The 23,553-nt window shown below is 72.4% G+C and carries 16 protein-coding genes, 1 tRNA gene and 1 pseudogene; 4 read left to right on the top strand and 14 right to left on the bottom strand.

Annotated features, from left to right (window positions below):
- Positions 1-258: pseudogene (locus tag G5C65_RS08775) on the bottom strand (hypothetical protein); the annotation flags it as partial.
- Between the two features lie 203 nt (positions 259-461).
- On the opposite strand from G5C65_RS08775, the gene G5C65_RS08770 reads away from it, so the two are divergent.
- Entirely contained in the window at positions 462-1,076 is a 615-nt protein-coding gene (locus G5C65_RS08770) for a GNAT family N-acetyltransferase (protein WP_206441401.1), read from the top strand.
- On the opposite strand, the gene pyk is transcribed toward G5C65_RS08770, so the two are convergent.
- The 6 genes from pyk to G5C65_RS08740 form a co-directional block, all read right to left on the bottom strand.
- Positions 1,000-2,433 carry a pyruvate kinase gene (gene pyk, locus G5C65_RS08765; protein WP_165298131.1) on the bottom strand — a complete coding sequence of 478 codons (1,434 nt, stop codon included), beginning with the start codon at positions 2,431-2,433 and terminating at the stop codon, positions 1,000-1,002. The genes G5C65_RS08770 and pyk overlap by 77 nt on opposite strands.
- A gap of 151 nt (positions 2,434-2,584) precedes the next feature.
- Positions 2,585-3,301, bottom strand: a complete 717-nt coding sequence (locus tag G5C65_RS08760) for an SIMPL domain-containing protein (RefSeq protein WP_165298129.1) — start codon at positions 3,299-3,301, stop codon at positions 2,585-2,587.
- The gene (locus tag G5C65_RS08755) at positions 3,298-4,737 is read right to left on the bottom strand and encodes a lysine N(6)-hydroxylase/L-ornithine N(5)-oxygenase family protein (RefSeq protein WP_165298127.1); all 1,440 of its coding nucleotides are present in this window, start codon (positions 4,735-4,737) and stop codon (positions 3,298-3,300) included. Before G5C65_RS08755 ends, G5C65_RS08760 begins: the two co-directional genes overlap by 4 nt.
- A complete protein-coding gene (locus G5C65_RS08750; protein ID WP_165298126.1) occupies positions 4,734-6,221 on the bottom strand; it encodes a pyridoxal phosphate-dependent decarboxylase family protein in 1,488 nt (495 codons plus the stop codon). Before G5C65_RS08750 ends, G5C65_RS08755 begins: the two co-directional genes overlap by 4 nt.
- A gap of 325 nt (positions 6,222-6,546) precedes the next feature.
- Positions 6,547-9,072: an aminopeptidase N gene (gene pepN / locus G5C65_RS08745; RefSeq protein WP_165298125.1), complete on the bottom strand. Its 2,526-nt coding sequence runs from the start codon at positions 9,070-9,072 to the stop codon at positions 6,547-6,549.
- Positions 9,073-9,153: 81 nt separating this feature from the next.
- A tRNA-Leu gene (locus G5C65_RS08740) sits at positions 9,154-9,228 on the bottom strand.
- A gap of 97 nt (positions 9,229-9,325) precedes the next feature.
- Between G5C65_RS08740 and G5C65_RS08735 the strand changes: the two genes are divergently transcribed.
- A complete protein-coding gene (locus tag G5C65_RS08735; RefSeq protein WP_165298123.1) occupies positions 9,326-9,988 on the top strand; it encodes a response regulator in 663 nt (220 codons plus the stop codon).
- A gap of 60 nt (positions 9,989-10,048) precedes the next feature.
- On the opposite strand, the gene G5C65_RS08730 is transcribed toward G5C65_RS08735, so the two are convergent.
- From G5C65_RS08730 to G5C65_RS08700, 7 genes are all read right to left on the bottom strand, one after another.
- Positions 10,049-10,765 carry an ABC transporter ATP-binding protein gene (locus G5C65_RS08730; protein ID WP_165298134.1) on the bottom strand — a complete coding sequence of 239 codons (717 nt, stop codon included), beginning with the start codon at positions 10,763-10,765 and terminating at the stop codon, positions 10,049-10,051.
- Positions 10,762-11,643, bottom strand: coding sequence for an ABC transporter ATP-binding protein (locus G5C65_RS08725; RefSeq protein WP_165298122.1), 882 nt, complete (start codon positions 11,641-11,643; stop codon positions 10,762-10,764). Before G5C65_RS08725 ends, G5C65_RS08730 begins: the two co-directional genes overlap by 4 nt.
- A gap of 1 nt (position 11,644) precedes the next feature.
- Complete coding sequence (locus G5C65_RS08720; RefSeq protein WP_165298133.1) at positions 11,645-13,486, bottom strand: branched-chain amino acid ABC transporter permease; 1,842 nt, start codon at positions 13,484-13,486, stop codon at positions 11,645-11,647.
- A gap of 5 nt (positions 13,487-13,491) precedes the next feature.
- Complete coding sequence (locus G5C65_RS08715; RefSeq protein WP_165298121.1) at positions 13,492-14,421, bottom strand: ABC transporter permease subunit; 930 nt, start codon at positions 14,419-14,421, stop codon at positions 13,492-13,494.
- A 98-nt stretch (positions 14,422-14,519) separates the two neighbouring features.
- A complete protein-coding gene (locus tag G5C65_RS08710; RefSeq protein WP_165298119.1) occupies positions 14,520-15,773 on the bottom strand; it encodes an ABC transporter substrate-binding protein in 1,254 nt (417 codons plus the stop codon).
- A gap of 622 nt (positions 15,774-16,395) precedes the next feature.
- The gene (locus G5C65_RS08705) at positions 16,396-16,854 is read right to left on the bottom strand and encodes a PaaI family thioesterase (RefSeq protein ID WP_165298118.1); all 459 of its coding nucleotides are present in this window, start codon (positions 16,852-16,854) and stop codon (positions 16,396-16,398) included.
- A 172-nt stretch (positions 16,855-17,026) separates the two neighbouring features.
- Positions 17,027-19,315, bottom strand: coding sequence for an FdhF/YdeP family oxidoreductase (locus tag G5C65_RS08700; RefSeq protein WP_165298116.1), 2,289 nt, complete (start codon positions 19,313-19,315; stop codon positions 17,027-17,029).
- A gap of 129 nt (positions 19,316-19,444) precedes the next feature.
- Between G5C65_RS08700 and polA the strand changes: the two genes are divergently transcribed.
- On the top strand, positions 19,445-22,180 hold the full coding sequence (gene polA, locus G5C65_RS08695) for a DNA polymerase I (RefSeq protein ID WP_165298114.1): 2,736 nt from the start codon (positions 19,445-19,447) through the stop codon (positions 22,178-22,180).
- A gap of 384 nt (positions 22,181-22,564) precedes the next feature.
- The coding region (locus tag G5C65_RS08690) for a lytic transglycosylase domain-containing protein (protein ID WP_420903292.1) at positions 22,565-23,553 on the top strand (989 nt) is incomplete at its 3' end.

Genomic DNA, 23,553 nt, shown 5'->3' with positions numbered 1-23,553 from the left:
GAACCGGCCCTCGGCCGGGACCGCCCGCCGCTTGCCCCGCTCGGCCACCCCGCTGGTGCCCCGCCACACCCCGTGCTCGTCCCGCACCTCCATGAGCGCGCCCACCGCGCCGGTGGCCACCACGTCGTCCAACCGCCGCTGCAGCGCCGCGCGGTCCGCTTCCCCCTCCTCTCCCGGCGCGGCCGCGGCGGCTGTCGGCGCCGCGAGCACCGCCAGGGCCGTCGCCGCCGTCACCAGCGCCCGGTACAGGCGTCCCATCCATACCCTCCCCGTTGAGCAGCGCGTCACGGACGATCCTCGCGCGGGAGCGGCGGGAGTCCTATCCGGGAAGTCCCTGACCTCCCCCCGACCGTGCCCCGAGGGGCCCGGACGCTCCATGGCAGGCCGGCCACCGCTCTGACGGCGGCACGAGCGGCACGAGCGGTACGATGCCGTCCCGCCGACCGAGGAGTGCGCGTCCCATGGAGAAGCCCGAGCGTGTGGAGCTGCGGCGGGTGACCGAGGAGAACCTGGAGGCGCTGCTCGCGGTGGCGGTCGACGACGCGGAGCCCGAGGAGGTCATGCCGCCGGTGCCCGGACCGCCGGGGTGGACCGGGGAGCGGCGGGACGCGTTCCGGGCGTGGCACCGGGCCCGGCTGCCCGGCCTGGAAGGCCCGCTGGGCGAGGCCGCGTACGCGGTCGTCGACGGCGGGCGCGTGGCCGGGTCCGCGCGGCTCGCCCGGCCCGGCGGCCGCCCCGGCACGCTGGAGACGGGGCTGTGGCTCGGCCGCTCCCACCGGGGGCGCGGCATCGGAACCGCCGTGCTCGGGCTGCTCCTCGACGAGGCGACGGCCGCCGGGGCGCACCGCGTCATCGCGGACACGACCGCGGGGAACGCGGCGGCGATCGGCGCGCTGCGGCGCGGCGGCGCGCGGCTGACCGCCGCCGGGGACACCGCCGGGGACACCGCTGCCGGGGGCACCGCCGACGTCTACGCAGAGCTGCGGCTCCCGGGCGGCGTCACTCCTCCTCGCCCAGGCGGTGGACCCGCACCAGGTTCGTCGAGCCGGACACCCCGGGGGGCGAGCCCGCGGTGATGATCACCAGGTCGCCCCGCTCGCAGCGGCCGAGCTTCAGCAGCATCTCGTCGACCTGGTCCACCATCTCGTCGGTGCTCTGCACCATCGGGCCGAGGAACGTCTCCACGCCCCACGTCAGATTGAGCTGGGACCGGGTCGCGGCGTCGGGGGTGAAGGCCAGCACGGGGATGGGGGAGCGGTAGCGCGCGAGACGGCGCACCGTGTCCCCGGACTGGGTGAAGGCCACCAGATACTTCGCGCCGAGGAAGTCGCCCATCTCGGCGGCGGCGCGGGCCACCGCGCCGCCCTGGGTGCGCGGCTTGCTGCTCTCCGTCAGCGGCGGCAGCCCCTTCGCGAGCATGTCCTCCTCGGCGGCCGCCACGATGCGGCTCATCGTCCGCACCGTCTCCGTCGGGTACTTGCCCACGCTCGTCTCGCCGGACAGCATCACCGCGTCCGTGCCGTCCATCACCGCGTTGGCGACGTCGGACGCCTCGGCGCGGGTCGGGCGGGAGGCGTCGATCATCGAGTCCAGCATCTGGGTGGCGACGATCACCGGCTTCGCGTTGCGGCGGCACAGCTTGATCGCCCGCTTCTGGACCAGCGGCACCCGCTCCAGCGGCATCTCCACGCCGAGGTCGCCGCGCGCGACCATGACGCCGTCGAAGGACTCCACGACGGACTCCAGATTCCGCACCGCCTGCGGCTTCTCCAGCTTGGCGATGACCGGCAGCCGCCGGCCCTCCTCGGCCATGATCCGGTGCACTTCCTTGGCGTCGTGCCCGCTGCGGACGAACGACAGCGCGATGACGTCGGCACCCGTGCGCAGCGCCCAGCGCAGGTCCTCGACGTCCTTGTCGGAGAGCGCGGGGACCGAGACGGCGACCCCGGGGAGGTTGAGCCCCTTGTGGTCGGAGACCATGCCGCCCTCGACGACCACCGTGCGGACGACGGGCCCCTCGACGGCGGCCACCTCCAGCGTGACCCGGCCGTCGTCCACCAGGATCCGCTCGCCCGGGGCGACATCGGCGGCCAGCCCCTCGTAGGTCGTCCCGCACCTCGTGCGGTCGCCCTCCGCCCCCGCTTCCGGCTCGACGGTGATGGCGAACTCGTCCCCGCGTTCAAGGAGTACGGGACCCTCGCGGAACCGGCCCAGCCGGATCTTCGGGCCTTGAAGGTCGGCGAGGACTCCGACGCTGCGCCGCGTCTCCTCCGCGGCGGCGCGCACCTGGCGGTACCGTTCCTCGTGCTCGGCGTGCGAACCGTGGCTCATATTGAACCGCGCCACGTCCATACCGGCCGTCACAAGCGCTTTGATCTGCTCGTACGAGTCGGTGGACGGGCCCAGAGTACAGACGATCTTTGCTCGGCGCATACTGCAGACCCTACGACTTACCCGCGCGTAGAGAACGGCTGTCAGTGGAATGGGCAATGCCCTTTCCGTGAAAGGACATTGGACAACTAATAAAGTGCGCGAGCCAGTGCTCGAATGAGCGGACAGCGATCCCGGAAAGGGCGCGGAATTCTCACGTGAGCACCGGCGGGCTCATCAGGAAACGCGCATTCACCTGCGCCTGTACGATCTGCCGCTGCGGCTCCAGATCCAGCTCGGGCACCCCCGCTGCGGCCTCCGCCGCCCCGGCGAACGACTGCGGCACCATCCGCCCCGGCGGCGGGAGCGGCGGAGGCGCGTCCTCCGCGCCCAGGTCCGCCAGCTCCACCAGCGCCACCAGACCGGCCCCCAGCGCCTCCGCGTACTCCCGGGCCCGGGTCACCGCCTCCCGCACCGCCTGCTGCCGCGCCTCGCGCCGCGCGGGCGAGTCCGGCCGCAGCGCCCACCACGGCCCCTCCACCCGGGTCAGCTCCAGATCCGCCAGCCGCGTCGTCAGCTCGCCCAGCGCCGTGAAGTCCGTGCACTCCACGGAGACCCGGACCCGCCCGTGGTACGTGCGCACCCGCTCCCGTCTGCCCTTCTCCGACAGCTCGGGCCGTACGCTGAACGCGCCGGTCTCCAGCTTCTCCACGGCCTCGCCGTAGCCCCGGACCAGCTCCAGCACCCGCGCGTTCCGCCGCGTCAGATCCTCCAGCGCCGCCCGCCGGTCCGTGCCCCGCGCGCTGACGGTCACCGCGATCCGGGCGATCTCGGGGTCGAATTCGAGCACCGCCTCCCCGCGCACGGCGACCCGGGGCGCCTCGGGCGTCCCGTAGGGGAGGGGACCGGGGGGAGCGGCTTCGGCGGTCATGCCTCCAACTTTAGGCCCGCGGGCACCGGCGCGGGGCGCAGTCCGAAGGATGTGAAGGCGGTGCGCGCGGGCAGCGGATACAGCTCCTCGCCGACGAGGGAGTTGAGGATCCGCGCCGAGCGGTGCGCCGCCAGCCCCAGATCCGGCTCGCCCACCCCGTGCGTGTGCCGCGCGGCGTTCTGCACGAACACGGCGCCCGTCACCGACGGGTCCAGCACCAGCCGGTGCCCCTCGTCCACCCGCGGACGCTCCGAGGAGTCCCGGCGCACATACGGGTCCAGCGCCGCCAGCATCCCGTCCGCCGACCGCTCCCGGTACCCCGTCGCCAGCACCACCGCGTCCGTGGTGAGCCTGCTGCGCTCGCCCTGCTCCTCGTGGGTCAGGTGCAGCTCCAGCCGCGTGGTGCCCAGCCGCCCCGCCGTACGGACGCTCACCCCCGGCGTGAGCACCACGTCCGGCCAGCCGCCGTCCAGCTCCGCGGCCCTGCGGTACAGCTCGTCGTGCACGGCGGCCAGCGTCCCCTGGTCCACCGCCTTGTGCAGCTGCCACTGGCGCGGCACCAGCCGGTCCCGGGTCTGCTCGGGCAGCGCGTGGAAGTAGCGCGTGTAGTCCGGGGTGAAGTGCTCCAGCCCCAGCTTGCTGTACTCCATGGGCGCGAACGCCGGGCTGCGGGTCAGCCAGTGCAGCCCCTCGCGCCCGGCGGGCCGGCGGCGCAGCAGGTCCAGGAAGACCTCGGCGCCGGACTGGCCCGAGCCCACCACCGTCACATGCTCGGCGGCCACCAGCCGGTCCCGGTGCGCCAGATAGTCGGCGGAGTGCACCACCGGCACGGCCGGCGTCTGCGCCAGCGGGCGCAGCGGCTCGGGTACGAACGGCTCCGTACCGATGCCGAGCACCAGGTTCCTGGCGTACGTCCGCCCCAGCGCCTCCGCCTCGCCCCCGGGGGCCAGCTCGGTGAAGTCCACCTCGAACAGCGCCCGTTCGGGGTTCCAGCGCACCGCGTCCACCTGGTGGCCGAAGCACAGCCCCGGCAGCCGCTCGCTCACCCAGCGGCAGTACGCGTCGTACTCGGCCCGCTCGATGTGGAACCGCTCAGCGAAGTAGAACGGGAACAGCCGCCCCCGCTCCCGCAGATAGCGCAGGAACGACCATGGGCTCGCCGGGTCGGCCAGCGTCACCAGGTCCGCCAGGAAGGGCACCTGAAGCGTCGTCTCCTCGATCAGCAGCCCCGGATGCCAGCGGAAGTCGGGCCGCTGCTCGTAGAACGCCGTACGCAGCCGGGGCACCCCCTGGGCCAGCGCCGCCAGCGAGAGGTTGAACGGGCCGATCCCCACCCCCACCAGATCCAGTGGCCTGTCGGGCGCCGGCGCCGCGGGCTCTCCCACGGCGGCTTCCACACCGGCGGCTTCCACGGCGGCGGCTTCCTTGGCCGTCATCGGCTGCGTCCTTTCGGTACGTGCGGTACTGCGTCGGCTACGAGCTTCAGCAGCGCGGACAGATCGCTGGCCCGCGCCAGGGGGTTGAGCAGGGTGGCCTTCAGCCACAGCCGGCCGTCCAGCTGCGCGCGGCCCAGCACGGCGCGGCCCTCGGCCAGCAGCCTCCGCCGCACCAGCGCCACCGTGCGGTCCGTCGCACCCGCCGGACGGAACAGCACCGTCGACAGCGGGGGGTCCGCGTACAGCTCGAACCGCCGGTCGGCCGCCACCAGCCCCGCGAACCGCTCCGCCACCTCGCAGGTGCGCTCCACCAGCTCCGCCATCCCCGCCCGGCCCAGGGCCCGCAGGGTCACCGCCACCTTGAGCACGTCGGGGCGCCGGGTGGTGCGCAGCGAGCGGCCCAGCAGATCGGGCAGCCCGGCGTCGGTGTCGTCGTCGGCGTTGAGATAGTCCGCACGGTGGTCCAGCGCTCGCAGCCCGCGTGCCTCGGGCACCGCCAGCAGCCCGGCGGCGACCGGCTGCCAGCCCAGCTTGTGCAGGTCGAAGGTGACGCTGTCGGCCCGCTCGGTGCCCGCCAGCCGGCCCCGCAGCCGCTCGCTGAACAGCAGTGGGCCGCCGTACGCCGCGTCCACGTGCCAGCGGGCGCCGTGCCGGGCCGCGAGCGCCGCGATCTCCTCCAGCGGGTCCACGTCGCCGCTGTCGGTGGTCCCCGCCGTCGCCACCACCAGCGGGGCCGCGCCCCCGGACCGGCGCAGCACCGCGTCCAGCGCCGCCGGGTCCAGCACCCCGCGCTCCGCCGGGACGACGAGCGGCGGCTCCAGCCCCAGCAGCCACGCCGCGCGGTGCACGCTGTGGTGCGCGTTCGCACCGCACACCACCCGGCGGAACCCGGCCTCGCGGGCCAGCAGCAGCGCCAGCTGGTTCGCCTCGGTGCCGCCGGAGGTCACCAGCGCGTCCGGGGCACGGCCCGGGTCCCCAGGGGCTCCGGGGCCTCCGGGGGCACAGGCGGCACCGGCGGGCGGCTCGGCGGGCCTGCCGCCGTACACCAGCTCCGCCAGCTCCCGGCACACCAGGGACTCCAGCTCGGATGCGGCGGGCGCCTGGTCCCAGGAGTCCATCGAGGGGTTCAGCGCGCTCGCCGCCACCTCAGCGGCCACCGCCAGCGCCAGCGGCGGACAGTGCAGATGCCCGGCGCACAGCGGGTCCGCCGGGTCCGCGGCGCCCCGCGCCACGGCGCGCACCAGCGCGTCCAGCGACTCGCGGGGGCCGGTGCCGCGCTCCGGCAGCACCCGGCCCGCGGCGCCCACGGTCCGGCGCACGTCCGCCGCGACGCCGTCCGGGCCGCCGCCCGGCAGCGGCCCGCCGCGTTCGGCGGCCCCGGTGGCGAGCGCGTCCAGCGCCGCCGAGAGCAGCGCGCTGAGCGCGGCGGGGCCAGCGGTGCCACCCGCGAGCAGACAGGAACCATCGACGGCGTGCGCGGACATGGGCGGTTCTCCGTGGGCGACAGGCGACAGGGCGGGCAGGTCGGTTAGGGCGCCCTAACCTATGTGCCGCGCGCGGCCCGCCAGCCGATCTGCGGCCTGGTTCGCCCGAAGGGGGGACGAATGTACGGACGCCCTGTCCGGATCTGGTAGAGGGGCCGGACAGGTCCCCGCGCCCCTCCGGGGCGCCGATATGGCCGCTCGACCATGGCGCCCCGAAGGGGCGCGGGGACCTGCGCGACCGGCCGCGAACCACCCGCGCCCGGCGACGTACCGTCAGGGGCAGCCCGGCATCCGCCGCGGATCCGGGGAACCGGAAGCACGGGGATCAGCCGGCCCCGAGCCCCCGGATCCGCAGCGCCCGCCGCAACTCGTCGAGCTGGTCGGAGAGCCAGCGGCGCAGCATCGGCACCGGCTCGTCCTCCCGCAGGCACCGCTCGCCCCGCGCCAGCGTCCCCGCGTCCACACAGGTGCGGGGGAACGCGTACTGCCCCGCCACCCAGGCCAGCGACGCGCCCCGGCGCTCCGCGACCCGCACCGCGTCGGTGAAGTAGCGCTCCGCGAACCCGTCCAGCAGCCCGGCCTGTTCGGGCTGCCAGAAGCCCTGCGCCGTCGCCGTGAACAGATATACGGACAGCGCGTCCCGCTCGCCGAACATCGCCTCCCAGGCCGCCGCCTTGCCCGCCGCGTCGGGCAGCGCGGCCCGGCAGCGTGCGGCGCCCTCCTCGCCGGTGGCGCTCGGATCGCGGGCCAGGGCCGTCGCGATCCGCTCCTCGTCCACCCCGCCGAGCACCGACAGCCGCAGCAGCAGCCGCCAGTGCAGCTCCGAGTCCAGGTCGGGGCCGCCGGGCACCGCACCGGCTTCCCGCCAGGCGTGCAGCTCGCCGGCCGCCGTCGCGCTGTCGATCGCGTGCCGCACCGCGCTGAGCCGTACCCCCTCGTCCGTCCGGTCCGCGTCCAGCAGCTCCCGGCAGGTCGCCGCGATCGCCTCCAGGACGCCGGTCCGCTCGGCGGCGTCCCGGGTGTAGCGGTCCGCGATCTGCGTACGGGCGAACGTCAGGACGGCCTCGACGATCGCGTTGTCCGTCTCGGACGGCAGATGCGCGCGTACCGTCTCCACATACTCCAGCGGCGGCAGCTCGCCGTCCCGCACCATGTCCCGCGCCGCGTTCCACACCACGGCGCGGGAGAGAGGGCCCGGCAGCCCGGACAGTGCGCGCCGCACGGTGGCCCAGGAGTGCGCGTCCAGCCGCACCTTGGCGTAGGTGAGGTCGCCGTCGTTGAGCAGCAGCAGGTCGGGGCGGGGCCCGTCCAGCTGGACGGTGAGCCCGCCCTGCTCGGGGATGTCGCGCTCCAGCCGCTCGCGGAGCACCAGCCGCCCCGGGTGGGCGGGCGCCTCGTCGTACAGCCCCAGCGCCAGCCGGTGCGGGCGGCCGCCCCGGTGTCCGACCTCGACCACCTCGCCGCCGCTGCCGCTGCCGCCGCCGCGGGGCTGTGGCACCAGCGTGTCCACGCCGGTCGTCCGCAGCCAGCGCTCCGCCCAGCCGTGCACATCGCGGTCGGAGGCGCGGGCGAGGGAGTCCAGGAAGTCGGTCAGCGTGGCGTTGCCGAAGCGGTGCCGCGCGAGGTGCTCGTTGATCCCGGAGAGGAAGGTCTTCTCGCCGAGCCAGGCCACCAGCTGCCGCAGCGCGGAGGCGCCCTTGGAGTAGGAGATCCCGTCGAAGTTCAGCCGCGCCGCCGCGGTGTCCGGCACCTGCTCGGGGTCGGGCGCCACGGGGTGGGTCGAGGGCCACTGGTCGGCGTCGTACCCCCAGATCTTGCGGGAGACGGCGAAGTACGTCCAGGTGCCGGTGTACGCGGTGGCCTCGGCGAGCGTCTGGTAGCCCATGTACTCGGCGAAGGACTCGTTCAGCCAGATGTCGTCCCACCAGCGCAGCGTCACCAGGTCCCCGAACCACATATGCGCCATCTCGTGCGCGATGACCGCGCCGCGCCGCTGCCGGTCCGTGGCGGTGGCCGCGGAGCGGAAGACGAACTCGTCCCGGAAGGTGACCAGCCCCGGGTTCTCCATGGCGCCCGAGTTGAACTCCGGCACGAACGCCTGGTCGTAGGAGTCGAAGGGGTAGGGCTCGTCGAAGATCTCGTGGTAGCGGTCGAAGCAGCGCCGGGTGATCTCCAGCAGCTCGGGTGCGTCCGCCTCCAGGTGGTCCCCGAGGGACTGCCGTACGTGCAGCCCGAACGGCAGCCCCGCGTGCTCGGTGCGCACCGAGCGGTACGGCCCGGCGGCGACCGCCATCAGATAGGGGCTGATCGGCGGGGTGGGCGCGCACACCCACCGGCCCTCGCTCTCCCGGGTGGCGACCCCGTTCCCCAGCACCGTCCACTCCGGCGGGGCCGTGACGGTCACCCGGAAGACGGCCTTGAGGTCGGGCTGGTCGAAGCAGGCGAACACCAGGGGCGCGTCCGACATGAAGCACTGGGTGTACAGATAGACCCGTCCATCGGCCGGATCGGTGAACCGGTGCATCCCCTCGCCGACGCGCGAGTAGCGCATCTCGGCCTCGACCCACAGCTCGTGCTCCCCCGCGGCCAGCCGCCGCAGCGGCAGCCGGCCGTCCCGCAGCTCGGCCGGATCCAGCTCCACCCCGTCTATGGCCGCCCGCAGCAGGGCGGCGGGGCGCACCTCGACGAAGGTGTCCACCCCGTGCTCCCGTACGGCGAACCGCACGGTGGACACGGAAGCGAACACGTCCTCCCCGCGGGTCAGGTCCAGCTCCACCGCGTACTGCTGTACTTCGAGAACCGCCGCACGGCTCTGCGCTTCCTCGCGCGTCAATACGGACATGGACGCCATGCTCCCGCACCGCCAGAGGGCGGGGTACACAAGTGCGGAATTCCCCGGGCTCCGCTGAGAGCCTTTGAAATGAAGGTAAAGTGCCCCGGGTCGGATTCGAACCGACACTGTATGGGTTTTGAATCCATTGCCTGCTGCCAATTGGGCTACCGGGGCCAGTGGAATCGAAAGGCAAGCGCCCACCCGCTGTGCCCACACCATACAGGACCTGGGTAGGCTCGTACCTCCCACCTGTGCGGAAACGAGGAGCCCAGTGAGCACCGCGGACGTCCCCGAGCCTGAATCGCCCGACACCGCTGCCGACGGCAGCCGGCACGTTCCCCCGGACACGACCCGCGTCGTCATCGCCGAGGACGAGGCGCTGATCCGCATGGACCTCAAGGAGATGCTGGAGGAGGAGGGCTACACGGTCGTCGGGGAGGCCGGGGACGGCCAGGCGGCGCTGGACCTGGCCCGCGAGCACCGGCCCGACCTGTGCATCCTCGATGTGAAGATGCCCGTGCTCGACGGGATCTCCGCCGCGGAGAAGATCGCCGAGGAGAGCATCGCGCCGGTGCTGATGCTCACCGCGTTCTCGCAGCGCGAGCTGGTGGAGCGGGCCCGGGACGCGGGCGCGATGGCGTACCTCGTCAAGCCGTTCAGCAAGAGCGACGTGGTGCCCGCCATCGAGATGGCGGTCTCCCGCTTCACCCAGCTGAAGGAGCTGGAGAAGGAGGTCGCGGACCTCGCCGACCGGCTGGAGACCCGCAAGCTCGTCGACCGGGCGAAGAGCGTGCTGCAGACCCAGTACGGGCTGACCGAGCCCGCCGCCTTCCGCTGGATCCAGAAGACGTCGATGGACCGCCGGCTGTCCATGCGGCAGGTCGCGGAGGCCGTGATCGAGGACGGCGAGGAGCGCAAGAAGAAGCAGCGGTGACCGGGTGCCCCGCCGGCGGGGCACCCGGAGGGGCTCACGGGGCTGAGGGGATCACCAGGGTCAGTCCTCGCCCAGGTACGCCTTGCGGACCGACTCGTCGTGCATCAGCTCCTGCCCCGTCCCCGAAAGAGAGATCCGGCCGATCTCCATCACATGCCCGTGGTCCGCGAGCGAGAGCGCGGCCTGGGCGTTCTGCTCGACCAGCAGAATCGTCGTCCCCCCGGCCTTCAGCTCGGCGATCGTCGACATGATCTTCTGCATCATGATCGGCGACAGCCCCATCGACGGCTCGTCCAGCATCAGCAGCTTGGGCCGGGACATCAGCGCCCGCCCCATCGCCAGCATCTGCTGCTCGCCGCCGGAGAGGGTGCCGGCGGCCTGCGCGCGCCGCTCGGAGAGGATCGGGAAGAGCTCGTAGACGCGCTGCAGATCCCCGTCGACGGCCGCGGTGTCCTTGCGCAGGAACGCGCCCAGGGCGAGGTTCTCCTCGATCGACAGCCGGGGGAAGATGCGGCGGCCCTCGGGGGAGTGGGCCAGGCCCATCGCGACGATCTTGTGCGCCGGCACCCCGTTCAGCACCTGGCCGTCGAAGGTGATCTTCCCGGCCAGCGGCTTGAGCAGCCCCGAGAGGGTCCGCAGGGTGGTCGTCTTGCCCGCCCCGTTGGTGCCGATCAGGGTGACGACCTCGCCCGCCTCGACCCCGAACGAGATGCCCTTGACGGCCTCGATCTTGCCGTAGGCGACCCGCAGGCCCTCGACTTCGAGCAGAGGCATCAGCCCTCGCCCCCTTCCCGGTCCGCGGCCTCGGCCGCCCGTACCTCCGCGATCTCCGCCTCGCCCGGCTCCCCCTCGAAGGGGGTGCCGAGATACGCGGCGATCACCCGGTCGTCGTTCTGCACGGTCTCGGGGCTGCCCTCGACCAGTTTCTCCCCCTGGACGAGCACCGCGACGCGGTCGCAGAGGTTGAAGATGAAGCGCATGTCGTGCTCGATGACGAGCACCGCGGTGCCCTGCTCCCGTACCGCCAGCACCAGTTCGCGGGTCGCGGTGGTCTCGCCGGCCGTCATGCCCGCCGTGGGCTCGTCGAGCAGCAGCAGCCCCGGCTCGCTGGCCAGCGCGCGGGCGATCTCCAGCTTGCGCTGCTCCCCGTAGGGCAGGTTGCGGGCGAGCTGGTCCCGCTTGCCCTCCAGCCCGGTGAACCGCAGCAGCTCCAGGGCCCGCTCCTCGGACTCGCGCTCCGCCCGGCGGAAGCGGGGCCCCCGCAGCAGCGCGGAGAACAGGCCCTCGCTGGTGCGGGTGTGCCGGCCGACCAGCACGTTCTCCAGGACGGTCATGTTGGCGAACAGCCGGATGTTCTGGAAGGTGCGGGCGATGCCCGCCTGGGTGACCAGGTGCGAGCGGTGCGGCAGCACGGTGCCCCGGTAGCTGACGGTGCCCTCGGTGGGGACGTAGAGGCCGGTGAGGCAGTTGAAGAAGGTCGTCTTGCCCGCGCCGTTGGGGCCGATGAGCCCGACGATCTCCCCCGCGTACACCTCAAGGTCCACGTTGTGCACGGCGGTCAGGCCGCCGAAGCGCATGGTGACCCCGGCGGCCCGGAGCCGGGGGCGGTCGTCCGGCGGCGCGTCGGTGGGGGCGGTGTGGGTGGTGGTCGTCATCTCACGCCTCCGTCTTGCTCAGTCCGGCGGCGCCGTTCGGCGGTACGTCGAGCTGGCCGGTCTCGTGGAACTCCAGCTTCTTGCGCCGGTCGGCGATCAGCCCCTCGGGCCGGAACCGCATCAGCAGCACGAGCGCGACGCCGAACAGCAGCAGCTGGTAGTCCGCCATGAACTGCAGCTTGGCCGGGATCAGATAGAGCAGCGCCGCGCCGATCAGCGGCCCGCTGACCGTGCCCATGCCGCCGAGGATCACCGCGATCAGCAGGAACGCCGAGTTGGGCGGCGCGGTGTGCACGAACTTGTACGCCTCCGGGTTCACGGAGTACTCGACGTGCGCGAGCACCGTACCGGCCATCCCGGCGAGGGTGGCGCCGAGCGCGAAGGCCATGAGCTTGAAGCGGAAGGCGTTGACGCCCATGGCGCGCGCCGCGGTCTCGTCCTCGCGGATGGCGATCCAGGCGCGTCCGATCCGGGAGTTGTTGGAGCGCCGGAAGATGGCCACCACGATGGCGGTGAACAGCAGCATCAGCAGGTAGTAGTTGGCGAATCTGCCCAGGTCGAAACCGAGGATCGAGTGCTCCTCGCCGAGGTTGAAGCCGAACAGCTCCAGATCGGGGATGTTGGGGATGGTCTTGGCGCCGTTGGTGATGTTGGGCCCCGAGTCCCCGTCGAGGTTCTGCACGGAGATACGGAAGATCTCCCCGAAGCCGAGGGTGACGATGGCGAGGTAGTCCCCGTGCAGCCGCAGCGAGGGGAAGCCGATGACCAGGCCGAAGACGAGCGCCACCGCGGCACCGAGCAGCACGGCGGCCCAGAACGGCAGATGGACGTCGAACGGCGAGGTGGGCGCGCCGGAGACGATCGCCGCCGTGTAGGCGCCGACGCCGAGGAACGCCACATAGCCCAGGTCCAGGATCCCCGCGAGGCCGACGACCATGTTCAGCCCCAGCGCGACCGTCGCGAAGATCAGCACGCTGACCGCGATATTGGTGTAGGTCTCGTTGCTCTGGGTGATGGGGAAGAGCAGCGCGGCGGCGAACGCGGCGAGCAGGGTGACGGTGCGGTGCCGGCCCGCGAGGACCGAGAGCCGCCGGCCGAGCCCCGCGCGGCCCACGGCGGGCGTCAGGAACGCGGCCACCACCAGGAACCCGATGAACGGCGGCCCGTCCTCCGCCTCGATGCCGTACGCGAACACATACAGCCCGATGCCGCAGGCCGCGCAGATGACCAGGATCTCGGCCCAGCCCGGCAGCGCGGAGCCCGGCTGCCGCGGCGCGGGAGCCGCCAGCGCGGCCCGCAGCCGGTGCCCGATGTGCGGCGCCCGCCCGGTGAGCGGGTCGGGCTCGGCCGGAACGTCGGCGGGCAGCGCCAGCGCGCCGACCACGGCGAGCAGCGAGCCCGCGATGCCGATCCACATGCCGGGCTCGAAGTTGGCCAGGCCGCCCAGGTCCTCGGCGATGGCCCCGGCGGTGTACCAGGTCACGGCGAGGGTGCCGAGCGCGGCGAGCAGCACGGCGCTGTGCCGGCCGCCCGGGGTGAGCCAGCGCAGCCCGCGCACCCCGGCGCCGGCCAGCAGGAACGCGGCGGTGAGCGCCGCGCCGACGATGGTGAGGATCTGCAGCCCGCCCGGATACATCGCGATGGTCAGATCGCCGGGGAACGCGGAGGTCCAGGTCCAGGGGAACAGGGTGCTGACGAACGCCACGACGGCGCCGAGCCCGATGAGTATCCGGGCCAGCAACAGGTTGGAGGGCGGGTCGGAGCGCAGCGGCAGCGGTGCGCCCTGCGCGGTGGCGCGCGGCGCGTGCGCGGTACCGGGGGTGTCCGGGTCTGTCGTCGTCATAGTCATCACGCCCGATCCGCGAGACGTTCACCGAGGAGGCCCTGGGGCCGCAGCAGCAGGACGAGGATGAGCAGGATGAAGGCCCACACGTCCTTCCACGAGCCGCCGCCGAACTGCTCCATGCCGGGGATGTCGCCGACGTAGGCGATGGCCATGGCTTCGGCGACCCCGAGGACGAGACCGCCGATCATCGCGCCGTAGATGTTGCCGATCCCGCCGAGTACGGCGGCGGTGAACGCCTTCAGCCCGGCGATGAAGCCCATGCGGAACTGGACCTCGCCGGTCTTGAAGCCCTGTGCGACGGCGGCGATGGCCGCGAAGGCGCCGCCGATGGCGAACGCCAGCACGATGATGCGGTCGGTGTTGATGCCCATCAGCTTCGCGGTGTCGGGGTCCTGCGAGGTGGCCTGCATGGCCCGCCCGGTGCGGGTCTTCGCCACGAACAGGGCGAGCGCGATCATGCACACCGGGGCCGCGATGAAGATGAACAGGTCCTCGCGGGAGAGGGTGACGAAGCCCAGGTCGAAGTCGCCCCCCTGGAACTGCGGGAAGGGGCGGGCCTTCTTGGCGTCCGGGTAGAAGGCCCAGACCGCCTGCTGGAGCGCCAGCGACAGACCGATGGCGGTGATCAGCGGCGAGAGCCGGGGCCCGCCGCGCAGCGGCCGGTAGGCGAAGCGCTCGGCGCCGACGGCGACCAGGGTCGCGCACACCACGCCGAGCAGCAGCATCAGCGGCAGCGCGAGGGTGAGCCCCGTGCCGTCGGGGAGCCACAGATAGGCGGTTAGCGCGCCGAAGCCGCCGATCATGAATATCTCGCCGTGGGCGAAGTTGATGAGTTGGACGATGCCGTAGACCATCGTGTACCCGATCGCGATGAGGCCGTACAGCGCGCCGAGTGCGAGGCCGTTTGTGAGCTGGTCCGGCAGATCGTGCACCGGGGTCCTCCCAGAAGAGATGTCAGATACGGCTGCGCGGGGGCGCTGTGGGCGCCCCCGCGCAGCAGCACAGATGTACGGAAAGGGCGGTAGGTCGGTCAGCTACCGCTCTCCTGGAAGGTGCCGGTCTTGACGGGCTTGTGCTCACCGCTCTTGACTTCGTAGACGGAGAGCTGCTTGTTGGTGGTGTCGCCGTACTTGTCGAACGACACCTGGCCGGTCACCCCGCTGAAGCTGACCTTCTGCATGGCCTCGGTGACCTTCTCGCGGCCCTCCTTGCCCTTCGGCAGCTTGCCGTCGTTGTCCTCGACGACCGCCTTGACGGCCTGGACGATCGCCCAGGCGCTGTCGTACGAGTAGCCGCCGTACGCCTCGTACGGAAGGTCGTAGCCCGCCGCCTTGTAGTCCTTCATGAAGGTCTTGGCGGTGTCCAGCGTCTCCAGGGGCGCCCCGACGGAGGTGGCGAGGTCGCCCTCCACGTTCTTCTTGCCGAGCTTGATGTACTCCGCGCTGTAGAGCGCGTCCCCGCCGACGACCGGGGCCTTGCTGCCCGCCTTGGTGATCTGCGCGCTGAGCGGGGAGCCCGCCGGGTACTCGCCGCCGTAGTAGACGAAGTCCGCCTTGGACTTGGCGACCTTGGTGCCCACCGCGGAGAAGTCGCGGTCGTCGGGGTTGATGTGGTCGGTGCCGACGACCGTGCCGCCGAGCCGCTTGAACTCGTCGCTGAAGGTGCCCGCGAGGCCCGCGCCGTAGGTCTTCTTGTCGTCGATCACGTAAGCGCGGCGCAGCTTGCGCTCGTTGTAGAGGTACTGCGCCGCGTACGGCCCCTGCACCGCGTCGGTGGTGGAGGTGCGGAAGTACGTGTCGTAGAGGCGCTTCTTCTTGCCCGACTGCCAGTCGGGGCCCTGGGAGAGCTCGGGCGCGGTGTTGGCGGGGGAGACCTGGACCAGCCCCGCGTTGCCGAGGCCCTTCTGCATGGACTGGCCGACGTGGGAGTTGAGCGGGCCGACGACGCCGTAGATGTTCTTGTTGCCGACGAACCTGGTGGCGTTCTGCTGTCCGACGCCTGCCTGCGCCTGGTCGTCGAGGGACTCCAGCTTGAAGGTGACGCCCTCGACCTCCTTGTTCTTGTTGGCGGTCTTGACCGCGAGGTCGGCGGAGTTCTTGATGCCCTGGCCCAGTGCGGACAGGTCGCCGGTCAGCGGGGCGTCGAGCCCGATGGTGACAGTGGTCCCCCCACCGCTGGTGCCGCTGTCGCCGTCGTCGTCATCGTCGCGCGAGCCGCACGCCGAGAGTGCGAGCGAAGCCGCGGCGACCGCGGTGGTGAGTATGAGCAAGGAACGGTGACGCACGATCAGTCCTTTCCCCAGGCGCGGCCTCGATCGAGTGAGAGGCCGTGGCACGCGCCGGGCCGTACTGGTGGTACCGAACCGTGCCGACAGCGCACGCCCGGCGGCGTGGTGACTGGCGGTGACTCTATGGCGGGGGACTGAAGTCGGGCAGAGGTCAAGTCCAGGATGTGACTCTCTTGTTATCACCGCGCCCTCCGGCGGTCACCAATGATCAACTCGCCTGGTGTGACAGGGAAGTTGCGGACACGTAAGGCGCGATGAAGCCGCAGCGTGCTCAGGGAGTGTGAGCTGAGTCCTTGACGGAGGGTTCGCATACCGTACGGAATACGCGCGTCAACGCACGCCGTGACGCCGTCCGGGAATGGCGCCCAGACGTTGCGCGGCACGCGCATTACGCAGGGTTATCTCAAGGAAGGGCAGTCGTGCCCGCGGCGGCAGTCCCTCGCAGGAACGGATGTGCGCCCGAAGCTCCAGCGGCGGCAACTCGTAGCCCTGGGTGACACGGGAGACGGCCGCCGGGCCGTCCACGGCGGGGCGCATCCCCGCGCCCCGAAGGGGCGCGGGCAACCACGGTCCGCAGGGCAGCGCTCGCGGGGAGAGGGGGCGGTGTCACACGGCGGCGTCAGCCGGAGGCGCCACGCAACAGGCACGTCAAACGCGCGGAACACACCCTCCGCCCCTCCTCGTCCGCGATCGCGATCTCGTACGTGGCCGTCGACAGGCCCCGGTGCACCGGGGTGGCCGTCCCGGTGACGAGCCCGGACCGCAGCCCCCGGTGGTGCGTGCAGTTCAGGTCCACCCCCACCGCGATCCGGCCCGGCCCCGCGTGCAGCATCGCGCCCACCGACCCCAGCGTCTCCGCGAGCACCGCGGACGCGCCGCCGTGCAGCAGTCCGTACGGCTGGGTGTTGCCCTCGACCGGCAGGGTGCCCCGTACCGACTCCGGGCTGGCCTCCAGCACCTGGACGCCCATCCGCTCTCCCAGGTGCCCGGCCGAGAAGTGCGCGGTCAGGTCGAGCCCTGATCCGGCCCACTGGTCCAGGATCTCCTGGGGGATCTTGGTGCGGGACTGCTCGCCCATGGGCCTCGGCTCCGTTCGCGCTGGTGACTCCTACGCGTTCGCGCTCGTACACGCGTCCGCGCAGCGGCTTCCAGCCGAAGCCTAAGCGGTGCCCGGCGGATCGTGCTGACAAGGGGACCGTGCTGAGGAGAGGACCGTGCTGGGAAGGGCCGTGCTGGGAAGGGCCGTGCCCTCACTCCCGGGCCGGCACCAGCCGGACCACCAGCGACTTGCTGGTGGGGGTGTTGCTCGTATCGGCCGTGGCGTCGAGCGGGACCAGCACGTTGGTCTCCGGATAGTACGCCGCTGCGCAGCCGCGCGCCGTCGGGTAGTGCACCACCCGGAAGCCCCGCGCCACCCGCTCCACGCCGTCCTCCCACTCGCTGACGAGGTCCACGTACGCGCCGTCCGCGAAGCCGCCCAGCGCCTGGGCGTCCTCCGGCCGCACGAGCACCACGCGGCGCCCGTTGCGGATGCCGCGGTAGCGGTCGTCCAGGCCGTAGATGGTGGTGTTGTACTGGTCGTGCGAGCGCAGCGTCTGCAGCAGCAACCGCCCCTCCGGCACAGCGGGGAACTCCAGCGGAGCGGCCGTGAAGTTCGCCCTGCCCGTCGCCGTGGGGAAGCGGCGCTCGTCGCGCGGGGCGTGCGGCAGCGCGAAGCCGCCGGGGCGCGCCACCTTCGCGTTGAAGTCCTCGAAGCCGGGGATCACCCGGGCGATCCGGTCCCGGACCAGCGCGTAGTCCCCCTCGAACTCCTCCCACGGCACCCGGGAGCGCCCGCCCAGCACGGCCCGCGCCAGCCGGGCGACGATCGCGGGCTCGGAGAGCAGCTTCGGGCTCGCGGGCGCGAGGCGCCCGCGCGAGGCGTGCACCATGCCCATCGAGTCCTCGACGGTGACGAACTGCTCGCCGCCGCGCTGGACGTCCCGCTCCGTCCGGCCGAGCGTCGGCAGGATCAGCGCCCGCGTGCCCGTCACGCAGTGCGAGCGGTTCAGCTTCGTCGACACATGCACGGTCAGCCGCGCCCGGCGCATCGCGGCCTCGGTCACCCCGGTGTCCGGCGAGGCGGAGACGAAGTTGCCGCCCATGGCGAGGAACACTTTCGCCTGCCCGTCCCGCAGCGCGCGGATCGCCCGGACGACGTCGAGCCCGTGCTCCCGCGGCGGCGCGAACCCGAACTCGTGCTCAAGCGCGTCCAGGAACTCGGGCGCCGGCCGCTCGAAGATGCCCATCGTGCGGTCGCCCTGCACATTGCTGTGCCCGCGCACCGGGCACACGCCGGCGCCCTCCCGCCCGATGGCGCCGCGCAGCAGCAGGAGGTTCACGACCTCCCGGATGGTGGGCACCGAGTGCTTGTGCTGGGTGAGCCCCATGGCCCAGCACACGACCGTACGGCGGGAGGCGAGCACCATCTCCAGGGCGCGCTCGATCTCGGCCCGCTCCAGCCCGGTGGCGCGCAGCGTCTCGCCCCAGTCCGCGGCCAGGGCGGCCTTCCGGTACTCCTCGAAGCCGTGGGTGTGGGTGCGGACGAACTCCTGGTCGACGGCGTCCGGGCGCTCCGACTCCAGCACCAGCCGGCCGAGGGCCCGGAAGAGGGCCTGGTCGCCCCCGATGCGGATCTGGAGGAAGAGGTCGGTCAGCGGGGTGCCGCCGGCGGCCAGCCCCTTGGCGGTCTGCGGATTCCGGAACCGCTCCATCCCGGCCTCGGGGAGCGGGTTCACCGTGATGATCCGCGCGCCGTCCGCCTTGGCCTTCTCCAGCGCGGAGAGCATCCGCGGGTGGTTGGTGCCCGGGTTCTGCCCCGCGACGATGATCAGATCGGCTTTGTGGAGGTCCTCCAGCAGCACGCTGCCCTTGCCGACGCCCAGCGTCTCGGTCAGCGCCGAACCGGAGGACTCATGGCACATGTTGGAGCAGTCGGGCAGGTTGTTGGTTCCGAACTCGCGGGCGAAGAGCTGATAGAGGAAAGCGGCCTCGTTGCTCGTCCGGCCCGAGGTGTAGAAGACGGCCTCGTCGGGCGACCCGAGGGCGTTCAGCTCGTCGGCGATCAGGGAGAAGGCGCGCTCCCAGGAGACGGGCTCGTACGCCTCGGCCCCCTCCGCCAGATACATCGGCTCGGTGAGCCGCCCCTGCTGGCCGAGCCAGTACCCGGAGCGGCCGGCGAGGTCGGCGACGGGGTGCTCGGCGAAGAAGTCGCGGGTCACCCGCCGGGTGGTGGCCTCCTCGGCGACGGCCTTGGCGCCGTTCTCGCAGAACTCGGCCGCGTGCCGCTTCTCGCCCTCCGGCCAGGCGCAGCCGGGGCAGTCGAACCCGTCCTTCTGGTTCACCCGCAGCAGCGTGAGAGCCGTGCGGCGGACGCCCATCTGCTCCCTCGCGATCCGTAGCGACTTCCGCACCGCGGTGAGCCCCGCGGCGGCGTGCTCGGGCGCCCCGACTTCGGGCGCGTCCTGAACGGGATCCTGGGAGGGAGCTTTACGTGCCATGCCCCGATACTGCCTCGCCTCTCCCTTTGATGCCAGGGCGGCGGGGGAGCCGCCCCGAGCGAGGGCCGGAGGCGGGGCACGCCACGCGGTGCGGCCCGGCTGTCAGTGGCCCGTGGGAGGATCGGAGACGTGGCTAAGACGGCATCGAAGACGACCCCGGCATCGGCGGCACCCCAGCGGCAGGGCGAGCGGCCCCGCCTCATGCTCATGGACGGACACTCCCTGGCGTACCGCGCCTTCTTCGCGCTCCCCGCGGAGAACTTCTCCACCACCACGGGCCAGCCCACGAACGCGATCTACGGCTTCGCCTCGATGCTGGCGAACACGCTCCGTGATGAAGCCCCCACGCACTTCGCCGTCGCCTTCGACGTCTCCCGCAAGACCTGGCGCTCCGAGGAGTTCGCGGAATACAAGGCGAACCGCTCCAAGACCCCCGACGAGTTCCGCGGCCAGGTCGAGCTGATCGGCGAGCTGCTGGACGCCATGCACGTCCGCCGGTACGCGGTGGACGGCTTCGAGGCGGACGACGTCATCGCCACCCTCGCCGCCCAGGCCGAGGCCGAGGGCTTCCAGGTGTCCATCGTCACCGGCGACCGCGACTGCTTCCAGCTGGTCACGGAGAACGTCACCGTGCTGTATCCCACCAAGGGCGTCTCCGAGCTCACCCGCTTCACCCCCGAGAAGGTCCAGGAGAAGTACGGGCTGTCCCCGGCCCAGTACCCGGACTTCGCGGCTCTCCGCGGCGACCCGTCGGACAACCTGCCCGGTATCCCCGGCGTCGGCGAGAAGACGGCCGCCAAGTGGATCAACCAGTTCGGCTCCTTCGCCGGGCTGGTCGAGCGGGTGGAGGAGGTCAAGGGCAAGGCCGGGCAGAACCTCCGCGAGCACCTGGAGTCCGTCAAGCTCAACCGCCGCCTGACCGAGATGGTCCGGGACGTCGAGCTGCCGGACCGCCCCGAGGACCTGGCCCGGGTGCCGTACGACCGCCCGACCCTCGGCGTCATCCTGGATACCCTGGAGTTCCGCAACCAGAACTTCCGCGAGCGGCTGTTCGCCGTCGACCCCGGAGCGGCCGAGGAAGAGGAGGCCGCCGCGGGCGACGGCGTCGAGGTGGACGGCGCGATCCTCCGCGGCGGCGAGCTGGCCCCCTGGCTGGAGCGGCACGGGGACGCCGCGCTGGGCGTCGCCACGGTGGATGTGTGGAAGCTGGGCAGCGGCAGCGTCAGCGAGGTCGCGCTGGCCGCCGCCGACGGCCCGGCCGCCTGGTTCGACCCCACGCAGTTGGGCGAGGAGGACGAGAAGCGGTTCGCGGCCTGGCTCGCCGACGGCACCAAGCGCAAGGCCATGCACGACGCCAAGGCGGTCATGCGGGTCTTCGCGGAGCACGGCTGGAGCGTGGAGGGGGTGTGGTCGGACACCGCGCTCGCCGCGTATCTGGACAAGCCGGGCCGCCGCTCCTTCGCGCTGGACGCGCTGTCCGTCGAGTATCTGGGCCGCGAGCTGGGCCCCGCGGCCGACGCCGACGGGCAGCTCGCCCTCGGTGTGGACGAGACGGCCGAGGCGGACGCGCTGATGGCCAAGGCCCGCACCGTCCTCGATCTGGGCACGGCCTTCGAGGAGCGGCTGGAGCAGGTCGGCGCCGCCGGGCTGCTGCGCGAGCTGGAGCTGCCGACGTCCGCGCTGCTGGCCCGGATGGAGCGGGCCGGTATCGCGGCGGACCGCGCGTGGCTGACGCGGATGGAGCAGCAGTTCGCGGACGCCGTGCAGCAGGCCGTGAGCGAGGCGCACGCCGCGGTGGGGCACGAGTTCAACCTGGGCTCGCCCAAGCAGCTGCAGGAGGTCCTCTTCGGCGAGCTGGGCCTGCCCAGAACGAAGAAGACCAAGACCGGCTACACGACGGACGCCGACGCCCTGGCCTGGCTCGCCACCCAGACCGACCACGAGCTCCCGGTGCTCATGCTGCGCTACCGCGAGCAGCAGAAGCTGCGCACCACCGTGGAGGGGCTGATCAAGACCATCGCCCCGGACGGCCGTATCCACACCACGTACAACCAGACGGTGGCCGCCACCGGCCGCCTCTCCTCCACGGACCCCAACCTGCAGAACATCCCGGTCCGCACCGACGAGGGCCGCGCCATCCGGCACGCCTTCCAGGTCGGCGAGGGGTACGAGTCGCTGCTCACCGCGGACTACAGCCAGATCGAGCTGCGCGTGATGGCCCATCTGTCCGAGGACGAGGGCCTGATCGAGGCGTTCACCTCCGGCGAGGACCTGCACACCACCGTCGCCTCCCAGGTCTTCGGGGTCGCGAAGTCCGAGGTCGACGCGGAGATGCGGCGGAAGATCAAGGCCATGTCCTACGGACTGGCGTACGGCCTGTCGGCGTTCGGCCTCTCCCAGCAGCTGGGCATCACCCCGGACGAGGCCCGCAAGCTGATGGACACCTTCTTCGAGCGGTTCGGCGGGGTGCGCGACTACCTCCAGCACGTGGTGGAGGAGGCCCGCGCCACCGGGTACACCCATACGATCATGGGCCGCCGCCGCTATCTCCCCGACCTCAACAGCGACAACCGCCAGCGCCGCGAGATGGCCGAGCGGATGGCGCTCAACGCACCGATCCAGGGCACGGCCGCGGACATCGTCAAGGTCGCGATGCTGAAGGTGGACGCGGCGTTGCGCGCCGAGCGGCTGGCGTCCCGGATGCTGCTCCAGGTGCACGACGAGATCGTGCTGGAGGTCGCGCCGGGCGAGCGGGCGGCGGTCGAGGAGCTGGTCCGCCGCGAGATGGCGTCCGCCGTCGACCTCCGCGCCCCCCTCGACGTCTCCGTGGGCGCCGGCCAGAACTGGGAGGAGGCGGCCCACTGAGCCGGTCCGGCGGATCGCAGCCGCCCCGGTGCCGGGTACGGTACGGCGAGGGGCAACCCCCGGTCGGAGCAACAGCTCAGGCGCCGCCCGCGCGTCTGAGCCACGCTGATCGTGTCCCGCCGGTGGCCGTCCGGTAGCCGTGCGGTGGCCATCCGGTGGCCGGGCGGCGCACGGGACTCGACGGCATCCGGGAGAACGGGTCGAATGAGCCGGAAGTGCCCGGTGGGCACTTACTCAGGCCCTGGACGTGTCGTAGGGTCACCGGTGACTGCGTCCCGAGGGGAGAGGACGGGAGACTGATCCATGGCGCGCTATCGCGGCAGGCATGCAGCAGCCAAGCAGGAGCCCACGGCTGAGGGCGGACAGCACGGACTCGGTGGATTCGTGAGCACCAGCAGATTCCGCCGGGGACTGGGCGGTACCGCGGTGGCCGCGGTCGCGATGGCCGCGCTGACCGCGTCCCAGGCCCCCGGCGCCGTGCTGGGCGGTGGCGGCGAGGAGAACGCGGGCGGCCGGACGGACGCGGCCCCCGGCGACCGCGCCCCGGGCGACGACTCGTTCCACACCGAGCTGCCGCCGCTGGAGAGCCCGCCCCCGCCCAAGAGCCGGGCGTCCGAGCTGCCGGGCGCGGGCGAGAAGCAGTCCGGCATCCCCGCCACGGTGCTCGCGGCGTACAAGAAGGCGGAGCGGTCCGTCTCCCCGGGCTGCGGCCTGCGCTGGGAACTGCTCGCGGCCATCGGCAAGGTGGAGTCCGGCCAGGCCCGCGGCGGTGCCGTCGACAGGGAGGGCACCACGCTCAAGCCCATCCTCGGCCCGGTGCTGAACGGCGAGGGCTTCGCCAGCATCAAGGACACCGACGGCGGCCGGTACGACGGCGACAAGGAGTACGACCGCGCCGTCGGCCCCATGCAGTTCATTCCGTCCACCTGGGAGCGCTGGGGCGCCGACGGCAACGGCGACGGCCGCAAGGACCCCAACAACATCTACGACGCGGCGCTCGCGGCCGGCGAGTATCTCTGCGCCGGCGGCCGGGACCTGTCCTCCCAGGCGGACCTGGACCGCGCGATACTGAGCTACAACAACTCGAACGAGTATCTGCGCACCGTCCTCGCGTGGTTCAGGTTCTACCGCGAGGGCACCCACGAGGTCCCGGACGGCGAGGGCGTGCTGCCCAGCACGCCGGCCACGCAGGGCGCGGGCGGCGGCTCGGACAAGGGCGCGAAGGGCTCGCCCGGCGGCTCCGGCGGCGGGAGCAAGGACCAGGGCGGCAAGAGCCCTTCGGGTAAGCCCCGGGGCGAGCGGCCGGAGAAGCAGAAGGAGTCCGGCGGTGGCGGAGGCGGAGGTGGCGGGAACAGCTCCCCGCCCGCCGGCAC

It is taken from the genome of Streptomyces boncukensis (assembly GCF_011045075.1).
Lineage (GTDB): Bacteria > Actinomycetota > Actinomycetes > Streptomycetales > Streptomycetaceae > Streptomyces > Streptomyces boncukensis.
The sequence above is the reverse complement of the archived record's forward strand: the minus strand, read 5'-3'. Positions and strand labels throughout refer to the sequence as shown.

What these genes read in the sequence shown, in the direction of transcription:
- G5C65_RS08705 (WP_165298118.1), bottom strand. Translation starts at nt 16,854, where the DNA reads ATGGGCGAGCAGTCCCGCACCAAGATCCCCCAGGAGATCCTGGACCAG.
- G5C65_RS08770 (WP_206441401.1), top strand. Translation starts at nt 462, where the DNA reads ATGGAGAAGCCCGAGCGTGTGGAGCTGCGGCGGGTGACCGAGGAGAAC.
- G5C65_RS08720 (WP_165298133.1), bottom strand. Translation starts at nt 13,486, where the DNA reads ATGACGACGACAGACCCGGACACCCCCGGTACCGCGCACGCGCCGCGC.
- G5C65_RS08760 (WP_165298129.1), bottom strand. Translation starts at nt 3,301, where the DNA reads ATGACCGCCGAAGCCGCTCCCCCCGGTCCCCTCCCCTACGGGACGCCC.
- G5C65_RS08725 (WP_165298122.1), bottom strand. Translation starts at nt 11,643, where the DNA reads ATGACGACCACCACCCACACCGCCCCCACCGACGCGCCGCCGGACGAC.
- G5C65_RS08750 (WP_165298126.1), bottom strand. Translation starts at nt 6,221, where the DNA reads ATGTCCGCGCACGCCGTCGATGGTTCCTGTCTGCTCGCGGGTGGCACC.
- G5C65_RS08700 (WP_165298116.1), bottom strand. Translation starts at nt 19,315, where the DNA reads ATGGCACGTAAAGCTCCCTCCCAGGATCCCGTTCAGGACGCGCCCGAA.
- pepN (WP_165298125.1), bottom strand. Translation starts at nt 9,072, where the DNA reads ATGGCGTCCATGTCCGTATTGACGCGCGAGGAAGCGCAGAGCCGTGCG.
- pyk (WP_165298131.1), bottom strand. Translation starts at nt 2,433, where the DNA reads ATGCGCCGAGCAAAGATCGTCTGTACTCTGGGCCCGTCCACCGACTCG.
- G5C65_RS08755 (WP_165298127.1), bottom strand. Translation starts at nt 4,737, where the DNA reads ATGACGGCCAAGGAAGCCGCCGCCGTGGAAGCCGCCGGTGTGGAAGCC.